This is a genomic window from Microbacterium sp. (genome assembly GCF_029263575.1).
Classification (GTDB): domain Bacteria; phylum Actinomycetota; class Actinomycetes; order Actinomycetales; family Microbacteriaceae; genus Microbacterium.
Map to the genome: position 1 here is coordinate 1 of NZ_JAJUFV010000040.1, position 20,253 is coordinate 20,253.

At 65.7% G+C, this 20,253-nt stretch carries 17 protein-coding genes; 6 read left to right on the forward strand and 11 right to left on the reverse strand.

Features of this window, described 5'->3' with window-relative positions; all coding sequences use genetic code 11:
- From Q1J95_RS06125 to lepA, 7 genes are all read right to left on the reverse strand, one after another.
- Nucleotides 1-165, reverse strand: a 165-nt coding sequence (locus Q1J95_RS06125) for an HIT domain-containing protein (RefSeq protein ID WP_300266490.1), incomplete at its 3' end; no start/stop codon positions are given.
- Between the two features lie 22 nt (nucleotides 166-187).
- Entirely contained in the window at nucleotides 188-913 is a 726-nt protein-coding gene (locus tag Q1J95_RS06130; protein ID WP_300266470.1) for a 16S rRNA (uracil(1498)-N(3))-methyltransferase, read from the reverse strand.
- Between the two features lie 28 nt (nucleotides 914-941).
- Nucleotides 942-2,051, reverse strand: a complete 1,110-nt coding sequence (dnaJ, locus tag Q1J95_RS06135; protein WP_300266491.1) for a molecular chaperone DnaJ — start codon at nucleotides 2,049-2,051, stop codon at nucleotides 942-944.
- A 37-nt stretch (nucleotides 2,052-2,088) separates the two neighbouring features.
- On the reverse strand, nucleotides 2,089-3,123 hold the full coding sequence (hrcA, locus tag Q1J95_RS06140) for a heat-inducible transcriptional repressor HrcA (RefSeq protein ID WP_300266471.1): 1,035 nt from the start codon (nucleotides 3,121-3,123) through the stop codon (nucleotides 2,089-2,091).
- Nucleotides 3,124-3,168: 45 nt separating this feature from the next.
- Nucleotides 3,169-4,398 (reverse strand): radical SAM family heme chaperone HemW, encoded by a 1,230-nt coding sequence (gene hemW, locus Q1J95_RS06145; RefSeq protein WP_300266473.1) that lies wholly within the window; start codon nucleotides 4,396-4,398, stop codon nucleotides 3,169-3,171.
- Nucleotides 4,398-5,051 carry a DUF1990 family protein gene (locus tag Q1J95_RS06150; protein ID WP_300266475.1) on the reverse strand — a complete coding sequence of 218 codons (654 nt, stop codon included), beginning with the start codon at nucleotides 5,049-5,051 and terminating at the stop codon, nucleotides 4,398-4,400. Before Q1J95_RS06150 ends, hemW begins: the two co-directional genes overlap by 1 nt.
- 10 nt (nucleotides 5,052-5,061) lie before the next feature.
- Nucleotides 5,062-6,912 carry a translation elongation factor 4 gene (gene lepA, locus Q1J95_RS06155; protein ID WP_300266476.1) on the reverse strand — a complete coding sequence of 617 codons (1,851 nt, stop codon included), beginning with the start codon at nucleotides 6,910-6,912 and terminating at the stop codon, nucleotides 5,062-5,064.
- 239 nt (nucleotides 6,913-7,151) lie between these two features.
- On the opposite strand from lepA, the gene Q1J95_RS06160 reads away from it, so the two are divergent.
- The 5 genes from Q1J95_RS06160 (at nucleotide 7,152) to Q1J95_RS06180 (ending at nucleotide 13,605) form a co-directional block, all read left to right on the forward strand.
- Entirely contained in the window at nucleotides 7,152-8,135 is a 984-nt protein-coding gene (locus Q1J95_RS06160) for an ABC transporter permease (RefSeq protein ID WP_300266477.1), read from the forward strand.
- Nucleotide 8,136: 1 nt separating this feature from the next.
- Nucleotides 8,137-9,039, forward strand: a complete 903-nt coding sequence (locus Q1J95_RS06165; protein WP_300266479.1) for an ABC transporter permease — start codon at nucleotides 8,137-8,139, stop codon at nucleotides 9,037-9,039.
- On the forward strand, nucleotides 9,036-10,943 hold the full coding sequence (locus tag Q1J95_RS06170; RefSeq protein WP_300266481.1) for an ABC transporter ATP-binding protein: 1,908 nt from the start codon (nucleotides 9,036-9,038) through the stop codon (nucleotides 10,941-10,943). Before Q1J95_RS06165 ends, Q1J95_RS06170 begins: the two co-directional genes overlap by 4 nt.
- A gap of 158 nt (nucleotides 10,944-11,101) precedes the next feature.
- A complete protein-coding gene (locus Q1J95_RS06175; RefSeq protein ID WP_300266482.1) occupies nucleotides 11,102-12,802 on the forward strand; it encodes an ABC transporter family substrate-binding protein in 1,701 nt (566 codons plus the stop codon).
- 68 nt (nucleotides 12,803-12,870) lie between these two features.
- Nucleotides 12,871-13,605, forward strand: coding sequence for an alpha/beta hydrolase (locus tag Q1J95_RS06180; RefSeq protein ID WP_300266483.1), 735 nt, complete (start codon nucleotides 12,871-12,873; stop codon nucleotides 13,603-13,605).
- Here the strand turns inward: Q1J95_RS06180 and Q1J95_RS06185 are convergent.
- Together Q1J95_RS06185 and Q1J95_RS06190 are read right to left on the reverse strand one after the other, a co-directional pair.
- Nucleotides 13,544-14,806 carry an MFS transporter gene (locus tag Q1J95_RS06185; RefSeq protein ID WP_300266484.1) on the reverse strand — a complete coding sequence of 421 codons (1,263 nt, stop codon included), beginning with the start codon at nucleotides 14,804-14,806 and terminating at the stop codon, nucleotides 13,544-13,546. The genes Q1J95_RS06180 and Q1J95_RS06185 overlap by 62 nt on opposite strands.
- Entirely contained in the window at nucleotides 14,803-16,161 is a 1,359-nt protein-coding gene (locus tag Q1J95_RS06190) for a GH1 family beta-glucosidase (RefSeq protein ID WP_300266485.1), read from the reverse strand. Before Q1J95_RS06190 ends, Q1J95_RS06185 begins: the two co-directional genes overlap by 4 nt.
- Nucleotides 16,162-16,359: 198 nt before the next feature.
- Here Q1J95_RS06190 and rpsT point away from each other — a divergent pair, with 198 nt between their 5' ends.
- Nucleotides 16,360-16,620: a 30S ribosomal protein S20 gene (gene rpsT / locus Q1J95_RS06195; RefSeq protein ID WP_300266486.1), complete on the forward strand. Its 261-nt coding sequence runs from the start codon at nucleotides 16,360-16,362 to the stop codon at nucleotides 16,618-16,620.
- A 167-nt stretch (nucleotides 16,621-16,787) separates the two neighbouring features.
- On the opposite strand, the gene holA is transcribed toward rpsT, so the two are convergent.
- Nucleotides 16,788-17,825, reverse strand: a complete 1,038-nt coding sequence (gene holA / locus Q1J95_RS06200) for a DNA polymerase III subunit delta (RefSeq protein WP_300266488.1) — start codon at nucleotides 17,823-17,825, stop codon at nucleotides 16,788-16,790.
- A 9-nt stretch (nucleotides 17,826-17,834) separates the two neighbouring features.
- Entirely contained in the window at nucleotides 17,835-20,171 is a 2,337-nt protein-coding gene (locus Q1J95_RS06205; RefSeq protein ID WP_300266489.1) for a ComEC/Rec2 family competence protein, read from the reverse strand.
- Nucleotides 20,172-20,253 lie beyond the last annotated feature (82 nt).

Sequence of the window (20,253 nt, forward strand, 5' to 3'; positions counted from 1 at the left end):
GAGCTCGGTGACGTCGCGGTACTGCTCGGTCTTGGGGATGACCAGCATGTGCAGCGGCGCCTGCGGGTTGATGTCGCGAATGGCGAATACCGTGCCGGTGTCGACCACGATCTCGCCGGGAATCTCGCCGGTCAGGATGCGTGTGAAGGTCGATGGCTCCGTCATGGTCTCAGTCTACCTGTGGCGCTCACCAGCGGCCCAGCGCACTCGAGAGCACGGCGATGGCGGCGGGCCCGGCCGTTGATGTGCGCAGCACCGTCTCACCCAAGCGCACCCGCTCGGCCCCCGCGGCTTCGAACTTCTCGAGTTCTTCGGGTGTGATACCGCCTTCCGGCCCCACGACGAGAACGATGTCGCGGTCATCCGCGCGCACGGTGGAGAGCCGTGCTGTTGCGGTCGGATCGAGTACCAGCATCCGCTTGCCCGCCGCGAACGAGACCAGCTGCGCCGCCGTCAGCGGCTCCGTCACCTCGGGGACCCACGCGCGGTGCGCCTGTTTCGCGGCCTCGCGCACGATCGTCGCCCACCGCTGGCGTCCCTTGACAGCTTTCGGGCCGTCCCAGCGCGAGATACTGCGCGACGCCTGCCACGGCACGATGTCATCGACACCGAGTTCGCAAGCAGCCTGCACGGCGAGCTCGTCGCGGTCGCCCTTGGCAAGTGCCTGGACCAGAACCAGCCGGGTGGCCGGGGCGTCTGCTTCCGAGCGCGAGATGATCTCGACGTCGACGCGGGCTGCCGACACGTCGGTGACCTTGCCCTCCAGCCACACGCCCGCGCCATCGCCCACGCTGATGGACTCGCCGACGCGCAGCCTGCGCACGACAGCTGCGTGCTTGGCCTCTGCTCCGGTCAGCGAGACCGTTTCGCCGACGGATGCCGTCGATGCGCTGGCGACGAGAAAGTGCAGCACGGTGGCACTCCGAATCTGTGGCTGAGAGTCAGTGGCGGAAGCGGTCACGCAGCTTCGAGAACAGCCCCTGCTGGAACTGGGCGAGCTGCGGCCGGGGAGCCTTCGCCTTCTTCTGGAAGTCTTCGATCAGTGCACGCTGTGCCGAATCGAGCTTGGTGGGGGTGACCACCTGCACGCCCACCCGGAGGTCACCGCGCTGGTTGCCGCGCAGCGGCGTGATGCCGCGACCCTTGATCGTCAGGATGTCACCGGACTGCACGCCAGGACGGATCTCGAGATCGACCTGGCCGTCGAGGCCGTCGATCGAGGTCTCGGTGCCGAGAATGGCATCGGCCATCGACACCTCCAGCGTCGCCAGCAGGTCATCGCCTTCACGGCTGAAGGCCGCGTGCGGCGACACCGTGACCTCGACGTAGAGGTCGCCGTTGGGGCCACCGGCGCGTCCGACCTCGCCCGAACCGGGAAGCTGCAGGCGCAGACCCGTCTCGACGCCTGCGGGAATATCGAGCGATACGGTACGACGCGAACGGACCCGCCCCTGACCGCCGCACGTGCCGCAGGGATGCGGGATCGTCGTGCCGTAGCCCTCACAGCTGCCACAGGGCTGGGATGTGACGATGTTGCCGAGGAGGCTGCGCACCTGGCGCTGCACGTGGCCCGAGCCGTGGCAGATGTCGCACGTGACCGGTGACGTGCCTGCCTGCGTGCACGATCCCTGACAGGTCTCGCACAGCACAGCCGTATCGACCTCGATGTCGCGGTGCGCGCCGAAGACGACGTCGCCGAGCTCGAGCGTGACGCGCACGAGGGCGTCTTGGCCGCGCTCACGACGCGACCGCGGCCGCGCGCTGCGGCCCCCGCCCTGAGACGCCCCGAAGAACGTCTCGAAGATGTCGCCGAAGCCTCCGAATCCGCCGAAGTCACCACCGCCCTCGCCGCCGCCCATGTCGTACCGGCGACGGGAATCAGCGTCGCTCAGCACGTCGTACGCGTGCGTCACGAGCTTGAACTTCTCGGCTGCTTCTTCGCCCGGATTCACATCCGGGTGCAGCTGCCGGGCGAGCTTTCGATACGCCTTCTTGATCTCTTCCGCCGTCGCGTCCTGCGAGACTCCGAGAACCTCATAGTGGTCCGCCACAATCACCTTTCCTGCGTGCGTACGTCATCGGCCAGCCTCAGCGGCTCGCCTCGTCTTCATCGAGCATCCTCGACAGATAGCGGGCTACTGCCCGCGCTGCGGCGAGGTTGCTCGGATAGTCCATGCGTGTCGGCCCCATGACGCCGACACGCGCTGTGCCGCCAGGCGTCAGATAGTTGCTGGCCACGATCGATGCCTCAGGTATGCCGAAGGCCTCGTTCTCGGCCCCGATGCTCGCCGCGAGCCCTTGGTCGTCTGCGACCATCTCGCTCATGAGGCGCAGCAGCGTCACCTGCTCTTCGATTGCCTCCAGCAGCGGATGGATGCTGCCGCGGAAGTCCTGCTCCCGACGCGCGAGAGTCGCGGCACCCGCCATGACGAGCCGTTCGTGACGGAACTCCGCCAGTTCCTCCCCGATGATTCCGGCGATGGTCTGGGCCGCGACATCGATGCGCGGGGCGTCGGTCGGGATCGTGAACGACAGCACGCGGTCGCTGGCTTCCTGCACGGACTGCCCGGTCAGCAGCGCTGACAGCCGCGCACGGAGCACGGCGACGTCGGCGTCGTCGAGGTCGACGGGGAGCCCGGCTATGCGCTGGGACACGCCCCCCGCATCCGTCACGAGCACGACCAGCAGCCGATTCGGCGCGAGCGAGACGAGTTCGATGTGCGTCAGGTGGGCGCGCGCGAACGACGGGTACTGCGCGAGAGCGACTTGACCGGTCACCTGTGTCAGCACGCGCACCGTGCGAGCCATCAGATCGTCGAGATCGGCCGGATCGGCCAGGAACGCCTCGATCGCGCTGCGCTGTGCCGTCGAGAGCGGACGAAGCTGCGCGAGGTGGTTGACGAAGACGCGATAGCCCTTGTCTGTGGGAACGCGCCCCGACGAGGTGTGCGGCGCCACGATGAGCTCTTCATCTTCGAGCTGCGCCATGTCATTGCGAATCGTCGCGGCCGAGACACCGAAGGAGTGTCGATCGACGATGGATTTGCTGCCCACAGGCTCGTGCGATTCGACATAGTCCTGCACGATGGCACGCAGCACCTCGAGTCCGCGATCGCTGACCATGTCTCACCTCCTTCGCCTGGCACTCGAATACTCAGAGTGCCAATTCTAGCCGCTGTGGTGATCTGTCAGCTCGCGCACCACGGCGTCGGCGAGCAACCGGCCCCTCAGCGTGAGCCGGATGCGTCCCTTCAGCGCCTGCTGCGCCTCGATCAGACCATCGGCGATGAGCCCGGCGACCCGCGTCCGATTCGCCGCCGGCAGCGCGTCGATCGCCAGCCCGTCGCTCAGCCGGCTCTCCAGCAGGACACGCTCGAGCAACTGCGCCTCGGCATCCGGCCGTTCGGTGCCTGCGGCAGGCGATTCGGATGCCGCGAGCCGCTGCGCGTACGCGGCAGGATGCTTCACGTTCCACCAGCGCAGCCCCGAGACATGGCTGTGCGCTCCGGGACCGAAACCCCACCAGTCGTGCCCGCGCCAATAAGCGAGGTTATGCCGTGAACGCTGCTCGGCGCTGCGCGCCCAATTGCTCAACTCGTACCATTCGAAGCCCGCGGCCGACAGTCGTGCATCCGAGCTTTCGTACATGTCGGCCTGCAGATCGTCGTCGGGCGCCGGCACTTCGCCCCGACGGATCTGCCGCGCGAGCTTCGTGCCAGCCTCGATGATGAGGGCATACGCCGAGATGTGATCGGGATCCAGCTCCAGCGCGGCGTCCAACGACGCCTCCCAGTCGTCGAGCGACTCCCCCGGAGCGCCGTAGATGAGATCGACGCTCACGGCGAGTCCGGCATCCTTCACAGCGTCGACAGCCGTGCGCACATTCTCGGGACGGTGCGTGCGATCCAACGCCGCGAGAACATGCGGAACCGCCGACTGCATCCCGATCGACACTCTCGTCACTCCGGCATCGGCCAGGCGCCGCGCGATCTCGGGCGTCACCGTATCGGGGTTCGCCTCGACCGTGACCTCGGCCCCGGCCGCGAGACCGAACGCCCGCACAGCCGTATCGAGCATCCGTGCGAGGTCGCCGGCGGGCAGAAGAGTCGGTGTCCCGCCGCCGAAGAAGACGGTGTCCATCTCGCGCAGCGCGCCAGCGTCGTCCAGCACGTTTCGGGCGAGCGCGATCTCGCCGGCGAGCGTATCGGCGTAATCCTCCTGGCGGGCGCCACGCAACTCACTCGAGGTGTAGGTGTTGAAGTCACAGTACCCGCAGCGCACCCGGCAGAACGGAATGTGCAGATAAGCCGAGAACGGTACGTGCGCATCGATCGACAGATCCTGCGGCAAACGCCCGTCAGACGGCGCCGGGTCACCGAGCGGCAGCGGCCCCGCCATCACAGCGGCGTCGCGAACAGCGGGGAGATCGCCCGCAGGTAACGCGCGAACAGCTTTTTGCGTCGACGTCGGATGAGCCCCGGTACGAGCCGGTAGAGCAGGCTCGCCGGTGCATCGAAAGCGCGCACAGTGAACCAGACCTCATCGTTGTCTTCGTACCAGTCGATGGCGAAGAGTTCTTCACCGCTGACGACCGAGCCGCCCACAGTGCCCAGGACGAACCCCACGCGCCGCGGTTCCTCGGTCACCGAGATCACCCTCAGCTCGGCATCCGCTCGCATTCCCGACACGCGACCGCGCAACTGCAACGTCATTCCGGGCCCGGCCAGCGGGGTGCCTTCAGCATCGAAGCGCTGTTCGATCTCACTCTTGCTCGGAGCGATGGGATTGCCCTCGGCATCGAAGCTCACACCGGCGTATGTCGGCCCTGCGGCGGGGCGCACGTCTTCGACGCTGAGCCCGGCAGCACGCTGCGCCGTCCATGCCAACAGCGCGTCACCCGCGGCACGGAAACGCTCTTCCCCGCTGCCGAGGCGCCAGGCATTCTCTGCCGGGATGCTCCGCTCGGGCGGGTATTGCATGAGGTCTGGGGCGTGAGTGGCCCCGACGGCTGCGTAATCCACCGTCTCGTCTCGGAAAGTTCCGCGCCGCATACGTTCCAGACTACTTCTTGTCTTTGCCTTCGACATCCCCGGAAAGCGCCGCGATGAACGCGTTCTGCGGCACTTCCACGCGACCGACCATCTTCATGCGCTTCTTGCCCTCTTTCTGCTTCTCGAGCAGTTTGCGCTTACGGCTGATGTCGCCGCCGTAGCACTTGGCGAGCACGTCCTTGCGGAGCGCACGAATCGTCTCACGGGCGATGATCCGTGCGCCGATGGCCGCCTGAATCGGCACCTCGAAGTTCTGCCGGGGAATGAGCTTGCGCAACCGCTCGGTCATGAGGGTGCCATAGGCGTATGCCTTGTCACGGTGCACGATCGCGCTGAACGCGTCGACCTTGTCGCCCTGCAGCAGCACATCGACCTTGACCAGATCAGCCTCCTGGTGGCCCGAGGGCTCGTAATCGAGGCTGGCGTAGCCCTGCGTCTTCGACTTCAGCTGATCGAAGAAGTCGAACACGATCTCGCCGAGCGGAATGTTGTAGCGCAGCTCGACGCGCTCTTCGGAGAAGTACTCCATACCCAGAAGAGTGCCGCGCCGTGACTGACACAACTCCATGACGGTGCCGACGTAGTCCTTCGGGAGCAGAATCGCTGCCTTGACCATCGGCTCGGTCACCGTCGCGACCCGGCCGTCGGGATACTCGCTGGGGTTCGTCACCGTCACGGTCTCGCCTGTGTCGGTCGTGACCTCGTAAACCACGCTGGGAGCCGTGGTGATGAGGTCGAGATCGAACTCACGCGACAGCCGTTCGGTGATGATCTCGAGGTGCAGCAGCCCGAGGAATCCGCAGCGGAAGCCGAAACCGAGCGCCACAGAGGTCTCGGGCTCATAGGCGAGGGAGGCATCCGACAGTTTGAGTTTGTCGAGCGCCTCACGAAGGTCGCCGTAGTCGCTCGCGTCGATGGGATAGAGCCCCGAATAGACCATGGGCTTGGGATCGGTGTAGCCGGGCAGCGGCTCGGCAGCTGCGTTGCGGCTCGTGGTGACGGTGTCGCCCACCTTCGACTGGCGCACGTCCTTCACACCCGTGATGAGGTAACCCACCTCACCGACGCCGAGTCCCTGTGAGGGGATCGGCTCGGGGCTGGAAACGCCGATCTCGAGCAGTTCGTGGTTTGCCTGCGTCGACATCATCTGGATGCGCTCACGCGGCGCGAGGCTGCCGTCGATCATGCGCACGTAGGTGACAACGCCGCGATAGGTGTCGTACACCGAGTCGAAGATCATCGCGCGCGCCGGCGCCTCGGTATCGCCGGTGGGCGGGGGAACCTCACGCACGAGCCGGTCGAGCAGGTCTTCAACACCGACACCGGTCTTGCCGGACACCCGCAGCACATCGTCGGGACTGCCGCCGATGAGATCTGCGAGTTCCTTAGCGAACTTATCGGGGTCAGCGGCCGGCAGGTCGATCTTGTTCAGCACCGGAATGATCTGGAGGTCGTTCTCCAACGCCAAGTAGAGGTTCGCGAGAGTCTGCGCTTCAATACCCTGCGCCGCGTCGACGAGCAGGATCGCCCCCTCACAGGCCGCAAGCGAACGAGAAACCTCGTAGGTGAAGTCGACGTGGCCCGGGGTGTCGATCATGTTCAGCGCGACAGCCTCGCCGTCGACCTCCCATGCCATACGCACGGCCTGGCTCTTGATCGTGATGCCGCGCTCGCGCTCGATATCCATCCGGTCGAGGTACTGTGCGCGCATCTCCCGATCGGGAACCGCGCCGGTGATCTGCAGCATGCGGTCGGCAAGGGTCGACTTGCCGTGATCGATGTGAGCGATGATGCAGAAATTTCGGATCTGCGAAGCCGGGGTCGCGGCAGGCGACAGCGGAGTGAGAGCGCGTGGTGACATGTCTCGACAAGTCTACGGTGAGTCACCCCTAATCCCCGATTCTGGGCGAGCAGTGATAGTCTCCCGAGGTTGCCTTGGTTCATGAGCTGACACTGAGTGCCACACGCGATACGACTCCGTGACACACCTTTTCCCGGGGTGGGCATCGCACAAACAGACGGATGATGCTTGACTGTCATCCCGACCCAGCGTTGCGTCGGACGATCCCGAGCGCGTCTGAAACGAAGAAAGACGAAACCTTGATCAAGTACCTCCTCCGCCGTATTTTCGGCTGGTTGTTGATGATCGCGGTCGCCACCAACATCACGTATTTCCTGGCTTGGGGCTTCCTCAATCCGCGGAACAACTATGTGGGTCGGCGTCCTCCGCTCAGTGAAGAGCAGATCGTCAATCTCCTCGAGCCGCGTAATCTCAGCGACACCGTTCCGATCTGGGAACGGTGGTGGAACTGGATCAGCGGCGTTGTTCTGCGCTGGGACTGGGGAGTCAGCCCCACGGGCGGTTCGGTGAACGACGAGGTCGCGTATCGCATGTGGGTCAGCGCAGAGCTCGTGCTCGGCGCGACGATCATCATGACCGTCCTCGGCATCGCGCTCGGCGTGTACACCGCGTCACGCCAGTACAAGCTCGCCGATCGCATCGGGCAGGCCACGTCGATCATCACGATGAACGTCAACATCATCGTCGCGGCGCTCGGCATCGTGCTGCTGGCGATCGCACTCAATGATCTCGTCGGTGTGCGTATCTTCTACGTCACCGGCTCGGGCGGCCGCGACGTCGACGGCTTCTTCCCCTACCTGATAGACAAACTGCAGCATCTGACACTGCCGACGATCGCACTGGTGATCGTCGGATATGCGGGCACGCATTTCCTGCAGCGCTCGCTCCTGTTGGACAACATCAACGCCGACTATGTCCGCACCGCACGCGCGAAAGGTCTCACCAAACCGCAGGCGATCCGCAAGCACGCGCTGCGCACCTCGCTCATCCCCGTGGCCACCCAGGTCGCCTTCAGCATCCCCGCGGTGTTCACGGGCGCGATTCTGACCGAGCAGATCTTCGCCTGGAACGGCATGGGCCAGTACTTCATCGAGACGATCACCAAGAGCGATATCCACGGCGTAGTAGCCACGGCGGCCTTCGCCGGACTTCTGACCGCGTTCGGCGCGATCCTGTCCGACATCGTCGTCGTCGTCCTCGACCCGCGAGTGAGGGTGAGCTGATATGAGCACGCAGACAACCGCCAGCCTTCCTCTCGACGACCGCAAGCCGCTGTCGAAGTGGACTCTGTACACCCGGCGCTTCATGCGCAACAAGCCAGCCGTCGCCGGCATCGTCATCTTCGTGCTGCTCGTGCTGTTCGCCATCTTCGCTCCGTTGATCGCCAAGTACGACCACATTGAGCTGGACTTCCTGAACCTCGGCACACCGCCATCGATCGAGCATTGGTTCGGCACGACCGCATCCGGCAACGACACGTTCGCCCAGACAGCTGTCGGTCTTCAGCGCTCACTCATGATCGCCGTCAGCGTGTCGGTGGGAACCACGATCCTGTCAGCCGTGATCGGCACAGCGGCCGCATACTTCGGCGGCTGGACCGAGAAGATCATCCTCATGGTGATCCACTTCATGATGGTGATCCCCAGCTTCCTGATCCTCTCGCTGCTCTCGAACCGCTCCGGCGGCGACTGGCGTGTGATCGCCCTGATCATGATCTTCGTCGTCGGATGGTATTTCCCCGCACGAGTGATCTGGACGACCGCGCTATCACTGCGCGAGCGTGAGTACATCCACGCAGCCCGCTACATGGGCGTGCGCGGCATGCGCATCGTCATGCGCCACCTGCTGCCGAACATCGGCTCGCTGCTGGTGATCAACTTCACCCTCGGCATCGTCAACGCCGTGATGGCTGAGACGGGACTGTCCTTCATCGGCTTCGGCGTGAAGATTCCTGATGTCTCGCTCGGCTCGCTCATCGGCTCGGGAGCGAACACCATCACCAGCGCGCCCTGGCTGTTCTACTTCCCCGCGGCCACACTGACGCTGCTGACCGTGTCGATGGCCCTCGTGGCTGACGGACTGCGCGACGCACTCGATCCGACTTCGGCAGCAGGAGGCCGCGCATGAGCAACATCCTCTCCGTCCGCGACCTCAAGGTCAGCTTCGCGTCAGAGGCTGGCCGCGTCGATGCTGTTCGTGGCGTTTCCTTCGATCTCGAAGAGGGCAAGACGCTCGGCATCGTGGGTGAGTCCGGCTCAGGCAAGTCCGTCACGTCACTGGCGATCATGGGCCTGCTCGATGAGAACGCCAAGGTCACCGGGTCGATCGTCTACGACGGTCACGAGCTGCTCGGCAAGACCGACAAGCAGATGTCGGTGATCCGCGGCAACGGCCTCGCGATGATCTTCCAGGATCCGCTCACGTCACTGACGCCGGTCTACACGATCGGCGACCAGCTGATCGAGGCTCTCACGATTCACCGCGGGATGTCGCGCAAGCAGGCGTGGGATCGAGCCATCGAGCTGCTCACGCTCGTGGGTATCCCCCAACCCGAGAAGCGCATGAAGGGCTTCCCGCACGAGTTCTCCGGCGGAATGCGCCAGCGTGTGGTCATCGCGATCGCGATGGCCAACAATCCCAAGCTGATCATCGCAGACGAGCCGACGACGGCCCTGGACGTGACGATTCAGGCGCAGATCCTCGACCTCATCGAGACGGCGCAGAAAGAGACCGGCGCCGCGACCCTGATGATCACGCACGACATGGGCGTCGTCGCGCGCATGGCCGACGACGTGCTCGTGATGTATGCTGGCCGCCCCGTCGAGCACGCCCCGGTGCGCGAACTCTTCCACGCGACCCGGATGCCCTACTCGATCGGACTGCTCGGCGCGATCCCCCGCGTGGACAAGAAGGAGAAAGAGCCACTTACGCCGATCAAGGGCAACCCGCCGCTGTTGATCAATCTTCCCGACGCGTGCCCGTTCGCAGATCGCTGTCCGATCGCGATCAGCGCCTGTCGTGACGGCGAGCCGCCGCTCGCCGAGGTGCCCTCGGCCTCTGGTGAGCCACATCTGGCGGCCTGCATCCGTTCACACGAGATCGATGACAATGGCCTGATCGATGGCCAGCCGGTCTACCCCGTGCGCGAGAGTGTCGCGAGCGCCCTGACGTCCACGCCGCGCGAGCAGCGCGCCGTCACCCTCGAGGTGCGCAACATGAACAAGACGTTCCCGCTCATGAAGGGTGCGTTCTTCAAGCGCAAGGTCGGCGAGGTGCACGCCGTCAAGTCGGTCAGCTTCGACGTGCGCGAGGCAGAGACCATGGCGATCGTCGGCGAATCCGGCTCAGGCAAGACCACGACTCTGCTGCAGATCATGGACCTCGTCAAGCAGAACGATGGTGACATCGTCATCAACGGCACGAGCGTCAATGACATCCGCAAGTACAGCACCGAACGGCAGGTCCGGCGCGACATCCAGATCGTTTTCCAAGACCCGATGGGCGCGCTCGACCCTCGCATGACTGTCGCAGACGTCATTGCCGAGCCGCTGAAGGCGATCGGAATCACGCGCGAGCAGGCCCACAACCGTGTCAAGGAACTCATGGATCTGGTCGGGCTCAACCCCGCTCACATCGACCGCTTCCCCGGCGCGTTCTCGGGTGGCCAGCGTCAGCGCATCGGCATCGCGCGTGCGTTGTCGACGCGGCCGAAGATCATCGTGCTGGATGAGCCGGTCTCCGCGCTGGATGTCTCGATTCAGGCCGGTGTCATCAACCTGCTCGACGATCTGAAGGCGAAGCTCGGCGTCTCGTATCTGTTCGTCGCACATGACCTCTCGGTCGTGCGCCACATCGCCGATCGTGTCGCCGTGATGTACCTGGGTGAGTTCGTCGAGCACGGCGATGTCGACGACATCTTCGAGAACCCGCGCCATCCCTACACGAAGGCGCTGCTCTCGGCGATTCCGATTCCCGATCCCGATATCGAACGCACCCGCGAGCGCATCGTCTTCGATCCGACCGCGAGGTAGTCGCGCTCGGAACGGACACAGGCAGATAACGGTCGGTTACTGTCCCATAACAGTTAGGCACCATTCACTGCTGTGCCGAGTATTCGACTGGCAGTCCAACTATTCTTCCCCTTATGACACGCCTACTGGCGAACACGCCGAAAGGCGAAAGGAGCACCATGAAGCAGTACAAGCTGATGGGGGCGATCGCGTTCAGCGGAGCCCTCGCACTTGCCCTCGGAGGCTGCGCAGCCGACACCGGTGGCGGCGACGACGACACAGAGCCCCAAGAGACGAAGTCCGCGGATTACAACCCGCAGGACCGTGACGCTCTCCAGGCGGGCGGCGAAGCCCGCTTCCCGACGAACGAGATCCCTGAGCAGCTGAACTCGTTCAACGGCGACGCGTCGGCTGACACCGCACGCCTTGCCGCGTGGTACATGCCGCAGATCCTGCTGCAGGAGGCCGACGGCACCCCGTACAAGCACGACGCGTACCTCGACGAGTGGTCGATCGACACGGTTGACGGCAACACCCAGATCACCTTCACCTTCACGGAAGAGGCGCACTGGAACGACGGCACCGACATGGACTGGACCGCCATCGAGGCGACGTGGCAGGCCAACAACGGCACCAACGAAGAGTTCAACCCGAACGCCACCGACGGTTACAAGCAGATCGCTTCGGTCGAGCCGGGTGACACCGACAAGACCGCGATCGTCACGTTCGACGGTGAGTTCGCCTGGCCCGAGATGCCGTTCCTCACAGGAATCATCCACCCGGCGCTGAACGACCCCGAGACCTTCAACACGGCGATGATCGACAACCCGCACCCCGAGTGGGGCGCAGGGCCGTACACGATCGACGAGTTCGATGCGAAGGGCGGATACGTCTCGTTCGTTCCGAACACCGAGTGGTGGGGCGACGAGCCGCTCCTCGACAAGGTCTCGTTCCGCGCGCTCGAGGCTTCCGCGTCGATCAATGCGTTCAAGGCTGATGAGATCGACCAGGTCGGTGTCAACACCAAGGACCGCCTCGAGCAGGTCAGCGACATGGACGACATCACGATCTACCGTTCAACGCAGACCGCGAGCACGCTGATCCAGGTCGACGCAGAGAAGCCGCAGTTCGAGGACGTCAAGGTTCGCGAGGCGTTCTTCAAGGCCATCAACATCGATCAGCAGAAGCAGATCGCGTGGAACGGCCTCGACTACGAAGAGGAGCCGGCCGGCTCGCTCACGCTGTTCCCCTTCCAGCCCGGCTATGAGAACGCCCTGGCCGAGGCCGGTTGGGAGTACAACCCCGACGACTCCAAGGCTCTTCTCGAAGAGGCTGGCTGGGTCGAGGGTGATGACGGCATCCGTGAGAAGGACGGCGAGAAGCTTTCGGTGGTCTTCCCGGTGTGGAGCGACGACGCCACGCAGGAGGCCATCGCCAAGTCGCTGCAGGCGCAGATGAAGGAGGTCGGCATCGACTTCCAGATCGACATCCGCCCGTCGACCGACTTCTCGAACGACTACGTCTCGAAGAACTGGGACGTCTCGTCGCTGCGCTTCACCTCGTCTGACCCGTTCGGTGCCGCCTGGTTCTGCCAGCTGTACTGCATGGACATGGGCTTGAACCTCTCGGGTGTCCAGTCGCCGGAGATGGACGAGCGCATCCACGAAGAGGTCGAGTCGCTGACCAGCGCTGAAGAGCAGACGGCTGCGGCCATGAAGCTCGAGGCAGAGATCTTCCAGGACTGGGGCCTCATCCCGCTCTACAACGGTCCGTCGATCTCGGCTGTCAAGACCGGTCTGGCGAACCTGACCCCGGAGCCCTACGTGGGCCTGGACGGGTTCGGCGTGCAGCCGGTCGAGAACGTCGGCTGGATGAAGTAGGCACGACGCAGTTCCCCAGCGGGGCCGGTGGTTCGTTCCACCGGCCCCGCTTTTCTATGCTTGAAGCTGTGAGTCTCCAGGTCGTCTTCGTACACGGCATCCGCACGTCTCGCACGATGTGGCGCTCGCAGCTCGCGCATCTCGCCGCGCGAGATATCTCGGCCGTCGCGGTCGATCTGCCCGGCCATGGTCGGCGGATGCATGAGAGCTTCACACTGGCGGCGGCAATGAGCACGATCGACGAAGCTGTTCGCGATGCTGCCCGTCGCGGACCCGTGCTTCTCGTCGGCCACTCCATGGGCGGGCTGTTATCGGTCGCATACGCAGGCGGGGAATCCTCACCGCCGATCGCCGGATTCATCGGGGCTTCCTGTACCGCTCTCCCCCGCGGCACGGCTCTTGCCGCATATCGGTTCGCTGCACGCACATTCAACGCCCTGCCCGATCAGGGCCAGTGGATCACCAATCGCGTGCTCGCGGCAACCCTGCCGGACGACACTCGCCAGGACTTCGCCGCTGGCGGCTACGCTTTCCACACACAAGACATGGCGCTTCGGGAGCTCGCCGCGCTCGACCTGCTCACCGATGTCCGACGCATCCGTGTCCCGCTGTGGTGGATCAACGGCCAGTACGACCAACTGCGCGGCCACGAGAAGCTCTTTCGCCGACTGACGCCGCACTCCGAGCTGATCGTCGTGCCGCGCACCTCTCATCTCGTCACGGCGATGCGACCACGTGTGTTCAACGCGCTGCTCGATCTGGCTGCGGCGACGCTTCAGCACGGCGCACAGCAAGCGTCATGACGGCTCCGATGACCGACAGGATGCCGGCCACCAGAAACAGGAGCCAGAAGGCTCCAACGAGGGCGACGAGGCCCGCTCCGATCAGGGGTCCGAGGAGCTGACCGAGGTTGGCCGACACATTCACGATCCCGAGATCGCGGGCGTGGTGTTCGGGGCGGGGCAGCAGATCGGTCGCGAGTGCCAGACTCACAGCCATGTACGCACCGTATCCCACTCCCATGACGCCGGCTGCAATGGCTGTGCCGATGAACGTCGGCGACACGAGGATGATCACCGCGGATGCCGCCTGGATGAGGGCTGCGATCACGACGATGGGTGTGCGCCTCCCCGAACGGTCGCTCATCGCCCCGGCGATGAGCGAGGCCGCGACGACGAAGATCGTGTAGATCACGATCAACACCAGCAGATCGTCTTCGGCACTCTCGGCGGGTGAGCCGATGCCATAGAGCAGGAAGAACAGCAGCAGTGCTGTACCCAGCGCGTTGCCGATGTTGACGCTCAGACGGCTCAGCAGCACCCACCGAAAGCTGTGATCCTGCAGGGCGCCCAGGCGTTCGCGCCATGTCGGCTTTACCGGCGGCCGAGCCCACGTCGCCGGCGGATCGGGAAGCAGCACAGCCGTGCCGACTCCGACGATGAGGATGAACCCGGCCAGCACGGTGTAGCTCGCGCCGATGCCGAGTCCGAGCAGCACGACGGCGCCCACGCCCACGACGATCCCCACGGCCTGGGCAGAGCTCACGACGGCAGATGCTGCACCGCGCTGTGCGAACACCTGATCGGCGATCATCGCGGTGAGGGCGGCCGAGATCACAGCGACCCCGACCGAGACGCCCACCCACGCGGAACCGACGGCGAGCGGGTCGACAGCGCTGCCGGTAAGCAGCAGTGAGGCGGCAGCGAGCAGCGCTCCCCCGATCGCCCACGGTCGGCGTCTGCCCCATCGCGATGAGGTGCCGTCAGAGAGCAGGCCGGCAAGGGGCCCGGCGATGACCCCGGCGACGCCGCCGATCGAAAGGATGAGTCCCGACCAGATGACGCCTTCGATCCAGTCGCTCACCCCACCTGGTGTGTCGAGCTGCAGCGGGAGCAACAGCTGCACAGGAGTCAGCTGCACCGTCCAGATCGCGAGCCAGGCGAGGGCGAACAGGGTGAGCCATCCGGCTCCGACTCTGCCGGTTCGCACGCTGGGAGCGATCATGATCTGGTGCTCGCGATCAGACGCCGGTACCACTCGAACGATGCCTTGGGTGTGCGCTCGGAGCTCTCCTGATCGACGTGCACCAGTCCGAACCGCTGGGTGAAGCCGTCAGCCCATTCGAAGTTGTCCAGCAGCGACCACACGGTGTACTCGTCGACGCGCACCCCCTCCCGCACGGCATCCGCCACGGCGCCGATGTGCCCATGGAGATAGGCGATGCGTTCGCGATCATCGATCGCGGCGTCGACCCGGTCGGGTTCCGGAAACGATGCCCCGTTCTCGCTGATGATGATCGCCGGCAGGTTCGCGTATCGCGCTTTCGCGTCGATGAGGAAGTCGGTCAACGCGGACGGGCGAATCGGCCACAGCTCCCCGAACCCGGTGTGCTCCGCTCCCGGCGTCGGAACCTGCACGAACGGCACGGGCGCACCCTCGGGAGCCGCCGCGATCGTCGTCGGGTTGTAGAAGTTCACCCCGTAAAAATCGGATGCTGTGGCAATCGCCTCCATGTCAGCCTCGTGCACGGGCAGCTCGACTCCCAGCGCCGCGAGGTCGGGATAGGCGCCCGTCAGCACCGGGTCGGCGAACAACCTGTTGTGGATGAGGTCGTAGAGATACGCCGCCTCACGGTCGGCGTCGCTGTCGGATGCCGGCCTCACCCAGGTGTGGTTATTGGCGATGCCGACGGATGCTGCGCCATGCTCATGCAGGATCGAGACGGCACGCCCGTGGGCGAGCAACTGGTGATGAACACTCGGCAACGAGTCGAACAGCAGCTGCCGCCCGGGGGCGAGCTCACCGATCGCGTACCCCTGGAGCGAGGTCGACACCGGCTCGTTGATCGTGTACCAGTGCCGCACACGGTCGCCCAACGCGGATGCCACGATCGCGGTGTACTCCGCGAAGCGCTCGGCGCTCTCCCGGGCGAGCCATCCTCCTTCCGCCTCCAGACTCACGGGGAGATCCCAGTGATACAGCGTCGGAAACGGCGTGACGCCGGCGGCGAGCAGCTCGTCGACGAGTCGGTCGTAGTAGGCCAGTCCGGCCGGGCTGGCGGCTCCCCTGCCGTCGGGCTGAACCCGCACCCACGAGATCGAGAAGCGGTAGCGGTCGACGCCCAGCTGCTGCAACAGCGCCACGTCATCGCTGCTGCAGTGGTAGCTGTCCGGTCCCGGCTCGGCCGTGGATGCGTCAAGGACCGACCCGGGGGTGTCGACGAAGTCGTCCCAGATCGAGCGGCCACGGCCGTCTGCTGCCCGCGCACCCTCGATCTGGAAGGCAGCGGTGGCGGCGGACCAGCGCAGCCGATGGGGAACGGACGGGTACGGGTGGGGTGGGCCAGCGATATCGGTCATCGCACGCTCCTTTACATCGAGTGCGCCCAGCATGCCGCATCCGGTCGTCTGCGCACCAGGGGCGCGTCAGCGTTCGGCGATAAACCTGGTAGAGTTGGTTCTTGGCTTGCGTGTGGGTTGATCCCTCACGACCGTCGCCCAGTAGCCCTCTTCTGCTGACGACACATCCCATCCATCCCTGAACGAAAGTTTCCACGCGTGGCAAACATCAAGTCGCAGATCAAGCGCAACAAGACCAACGAGAAGGCTCAGGTCCGCAACAGGGCCGTCAAGAGCGAGCTGAAGACCCTCGTCCGCAGCACCCGCGAGGCTATCACCAAGGGTGACAAGACCGTTGCTGAGGCAACGCTGAAGGTCGCTTCGAAGAAGCTCGACAAGGCTGTCAGCAAGGGCGTCATCCACGAGAACCAGGCTGCGAACCGCAAGTCCGCTCTCGCGAAGCAGGTCGCCGCTCTCTGAGCCGAAGATCTCTGAAGCCCGTCCCGGTTCGCCGGGGCGGGCTTCTTCTCGTTCTCGCCCGCCGGAACCGGACCCTTTGACAGGCTCAGGGGCCGGAACTCGACAGGCTCAGGGACCGGAAGCGCGGCCGACCACTGAGCCCGTCGAAGTGCGAGGCACCCCGGGGGCTACTCGCCGAAGGGGGCGCGGGTGGCGATGACGGCGACCATGCGCTCGAGTGCGAAGATCGGGTCGCGTGCAGCACCCTTGACCTCGGCATCCGCGCGGGCCGTGGCCTGGATGGCCAGCCCCAGGGATCGTTCGTTCCACCCGGTCAGGTCGCGCCGTGCCCGATCGACCTGCCAGTCTTTCATTCCCAGCCGCTGTGCGAGACTGCGGCTGGGTTCGCGCTGACCGGCGACACGCGCCATCGTCCGCAGCTTCATGGCGAAAGCCGCGACCATCGGTACAGGGTCTGCACCCGAGTCGAGGGCGTGACGCAGTGCCACGAGCGCCTCACCGTACCGACCGGCGATAGCCGTGTCGGCGACGACGAAGGCTGAGACCTCCACCCTGCCGCCGTAATACTTGGTGACGGCGCCTTCCGTGATGTCGCCCTCGACGTCACGAATCAGCTGCTGACAGGCAGCCGACAGCTCGGTGAGGTCGTCGGCGAACGCCGAGACCAGAGCGCGCAAAGCCGGCGGGGCGATCCGCTTCTGCGCGGCCTTGAACTCACCGGCCGCGAAGTCGACCCGGTCGGAGTCACGCTTGATGGTCGGGCAGGCGATCTCGATTCCCCCGCCAGCACCACCGCGAAGCGCGTCGAGCAGCTTCTTGCCGCGCACGCTCGCGCCCGTGTGCCGCAGCAACACCGTCGCGCCCTCTTGCGGGTGCTCGAGATACGCCACCGCTTCTTTGATGAAGGCATCCGTGCACTTCTCGACGCCCGACACGCGCACGAGCCGAGGCTCACCGAACAGCGACGGCGAGGTCAACGAGAGCAGGGTCCCCGGAGCATAGTCATCAGCGCGGACGTCGCTGACCTCCAACGCCGGATCTTCCGCGCGCAGATAGCTGCGGATGCCGGCGATCGCGCGCTCTGCGCAGACCTCTTCGGGGCCGGAGACCAGCACCACGGGCGCCGGGCGCGGCTCACGCCACGAAACCTGGGGAATCTTCGTCGCCTTCGCGCCGCCACGGGCTGAAGAACGAGGAGCGGGCATGAAATGAGCCTACCCGGGGTCATCGACATCCGCAGCGTTCTCGCCGGCTCCGGAACGCTCAGTCCACACCTGCAGCTCATCACCCGCCAGACCGATCAGGATCCTCCCCTGCAGATCGGTGCGCAGGGCTCGCGCGCCGACGGCCTCCAGCAGGTCGAGGGTCTCAGCTCTCGGGTGCCCGTAGTCGTTGCCCGACCCGGCGCTGACTATGGCCACAGCGGGCCGCACAGCGGCATACAGTCCGGGATCCTGATCAGCGCTGCCGTGGTGCGAGACCTTCACGACCGGGTATACGCCATGCAACTGTGTACTCAGCATGCGCTGCGGGGTGGCCGACAGGTCGCCGAGAAACAGCGAACGCGGCACTCCTCCCCCGGCGAACTCGACGACGATACTGGCATCGTTGCCCTCGGGGAACGCGGCAGATCGCTCTCGCGGCCAGAGCACCTGCCACGAGGCCCCGCCGAGCTGCCCGCGCATCCCCGTCGACGCCGAGACCAGCTGTGCCCCGGCACCGGCCAGTTCATCAAGCAACTGCGCATCGGCTGCCGAACCGGTCGGTCCGTGCAGCACGGTTTCGACGCGCCCGATGACGACGGATGCCGCGCCCACATGGTCCGCGTCGAAGTGCGTCAGCACGAGCAGGTCGATGCGTCCGATCGCCAGAGCATCCAGGCACGCTCTGAGAAGTGCCGGATCGATCCCCGTGTCTATGAGCGCAATCTGCCCTTCGGAGCGCACGAGCAGCGCATCGCCCTGCCCGACATCGCACGCGGCGACCGACCAGCCTTCCGGCACCCGCATCGCAGCCAGCGGCCCGCCCAGCAGCATGCGTGCGCCGGTCAGCGCCACCGCGACGATCAGCACCACGAGCGACGCGGAATGCAGACGGCGCCCCCAAGAACCTGCCGAGCCGCACAGAACGATGCCGATCGCGGCGCTCAGCCCCGCGATGATCAGCGCTGTGATGATCCCCGGAACCACGAGGACAGCGGCGCCCGGCAGCGCCGCTGTGACCGTCGCCGTGGTCGATATCCACGCGGCCGGCAGCCAAGCGGATGCCGCGAGCAGATCAGCGAGCATCGGAATCGGTGCTGTGAGACAGGCCAACAGGCCCACCACGGTCGCGATCGGCGCCGCTGGCGCTGCCAGAATGTTGGCTGCGACCCCGATGATCGACTGTTGTTCGGCGAAGAGCACGATGATCGGGCCACACACCAGGTGGGCCGCGAGCGGAATCGCCAGGGCCAGAGCCAGTGGCTGCGGCATCCACCGCCCGAGACCACGAGCCAGGGGCGGGCCGAGCACGATCAGCGCTGCCGTCGCCGCGGCCGAGAGCGCGAAGCCTGCTGTCGCGGCGAGCCACGGGTCGGCGATGAGAATGCCGACGACCGCCAGGCACAGCACGCCCACACCGGCGCTCGGGCGCCCGCACATCAGAGTCAGCATCACGAGTCCGGCCATCGTGGCTGCGCGAATGACGCTCGGCTCGGGCGTGACGAGCACGACGAAACCGGCCAGCGCGGCCAGGGCGAGCACGATGCGCGTCATGCGGCCACCGCCGCACAGCGCCACCAGCCAGAACACAGCGCCCACGACAATGGCGCAGTTCGCCCCGCTCACTGCCGTCAGATGACTTAGCCCCGATGACAGCATGGCGGCGTTGAGCTCTTCCGAGACGGCTCGGGTGTCACCGACGGCAAGCCCCGGCAGCAGCCCGGCGCCAGGTTCGGGAAGGGCCACGGCACGCTCGACGAAGTCCGCTCGCATCTGGGCCGCGACGCCGAAGACGCCCTCGGCAGGGGTGACGACCTGGATGTCGTCACCGAACAGCACGAGTGCCGCCCGCTCCCCCGGATCGGTGACAAGCGCCCGCCCACCGGCGCGGATGACCGCGCCGAGCTCCAGCCCGTCGATGCGCTCGGACCCGATGCGGATCGGCACGGCCAGCTGCTCCGGCGAGTCGGCATCGCCCACGGTGTGCGTGTTCACATCGAACCAGATGCGCCCGTCACTGCCCGTTGACGCCGACGAGGCGATCTCACCGACAACCTCCACAGATTGCCCGTCCCACTCGGCAGCGGCCTCGCGCTGCGGAACAGCCAGCGCCGCTGTCATCGCTGCAGCCGCCGCGGCCAGGGCCAACAGCACAAGCAGCCCGCCGCCGCGCGCCCTGCCGCGCGCCCTGTCATGCAGCAGAACCCCGAGCGCCACGGCTGCCCCGCCCAGTCCGGCCAGCACACACCACCAGGAGACCAGCGGGAAGAACACGCAGCCCAAAGCAGTGACCCAGACGATTGCGGCGAGGGGCACCAGGCGCAGATCGCGCACGCGCGGCGTGCTCACACGCGCACCAGATCCTTCAGCCCACCCAGCACACTGTCACCGATGCCGGGCACCGCGAGGAGGTCGTCGACCGCACGGAAGC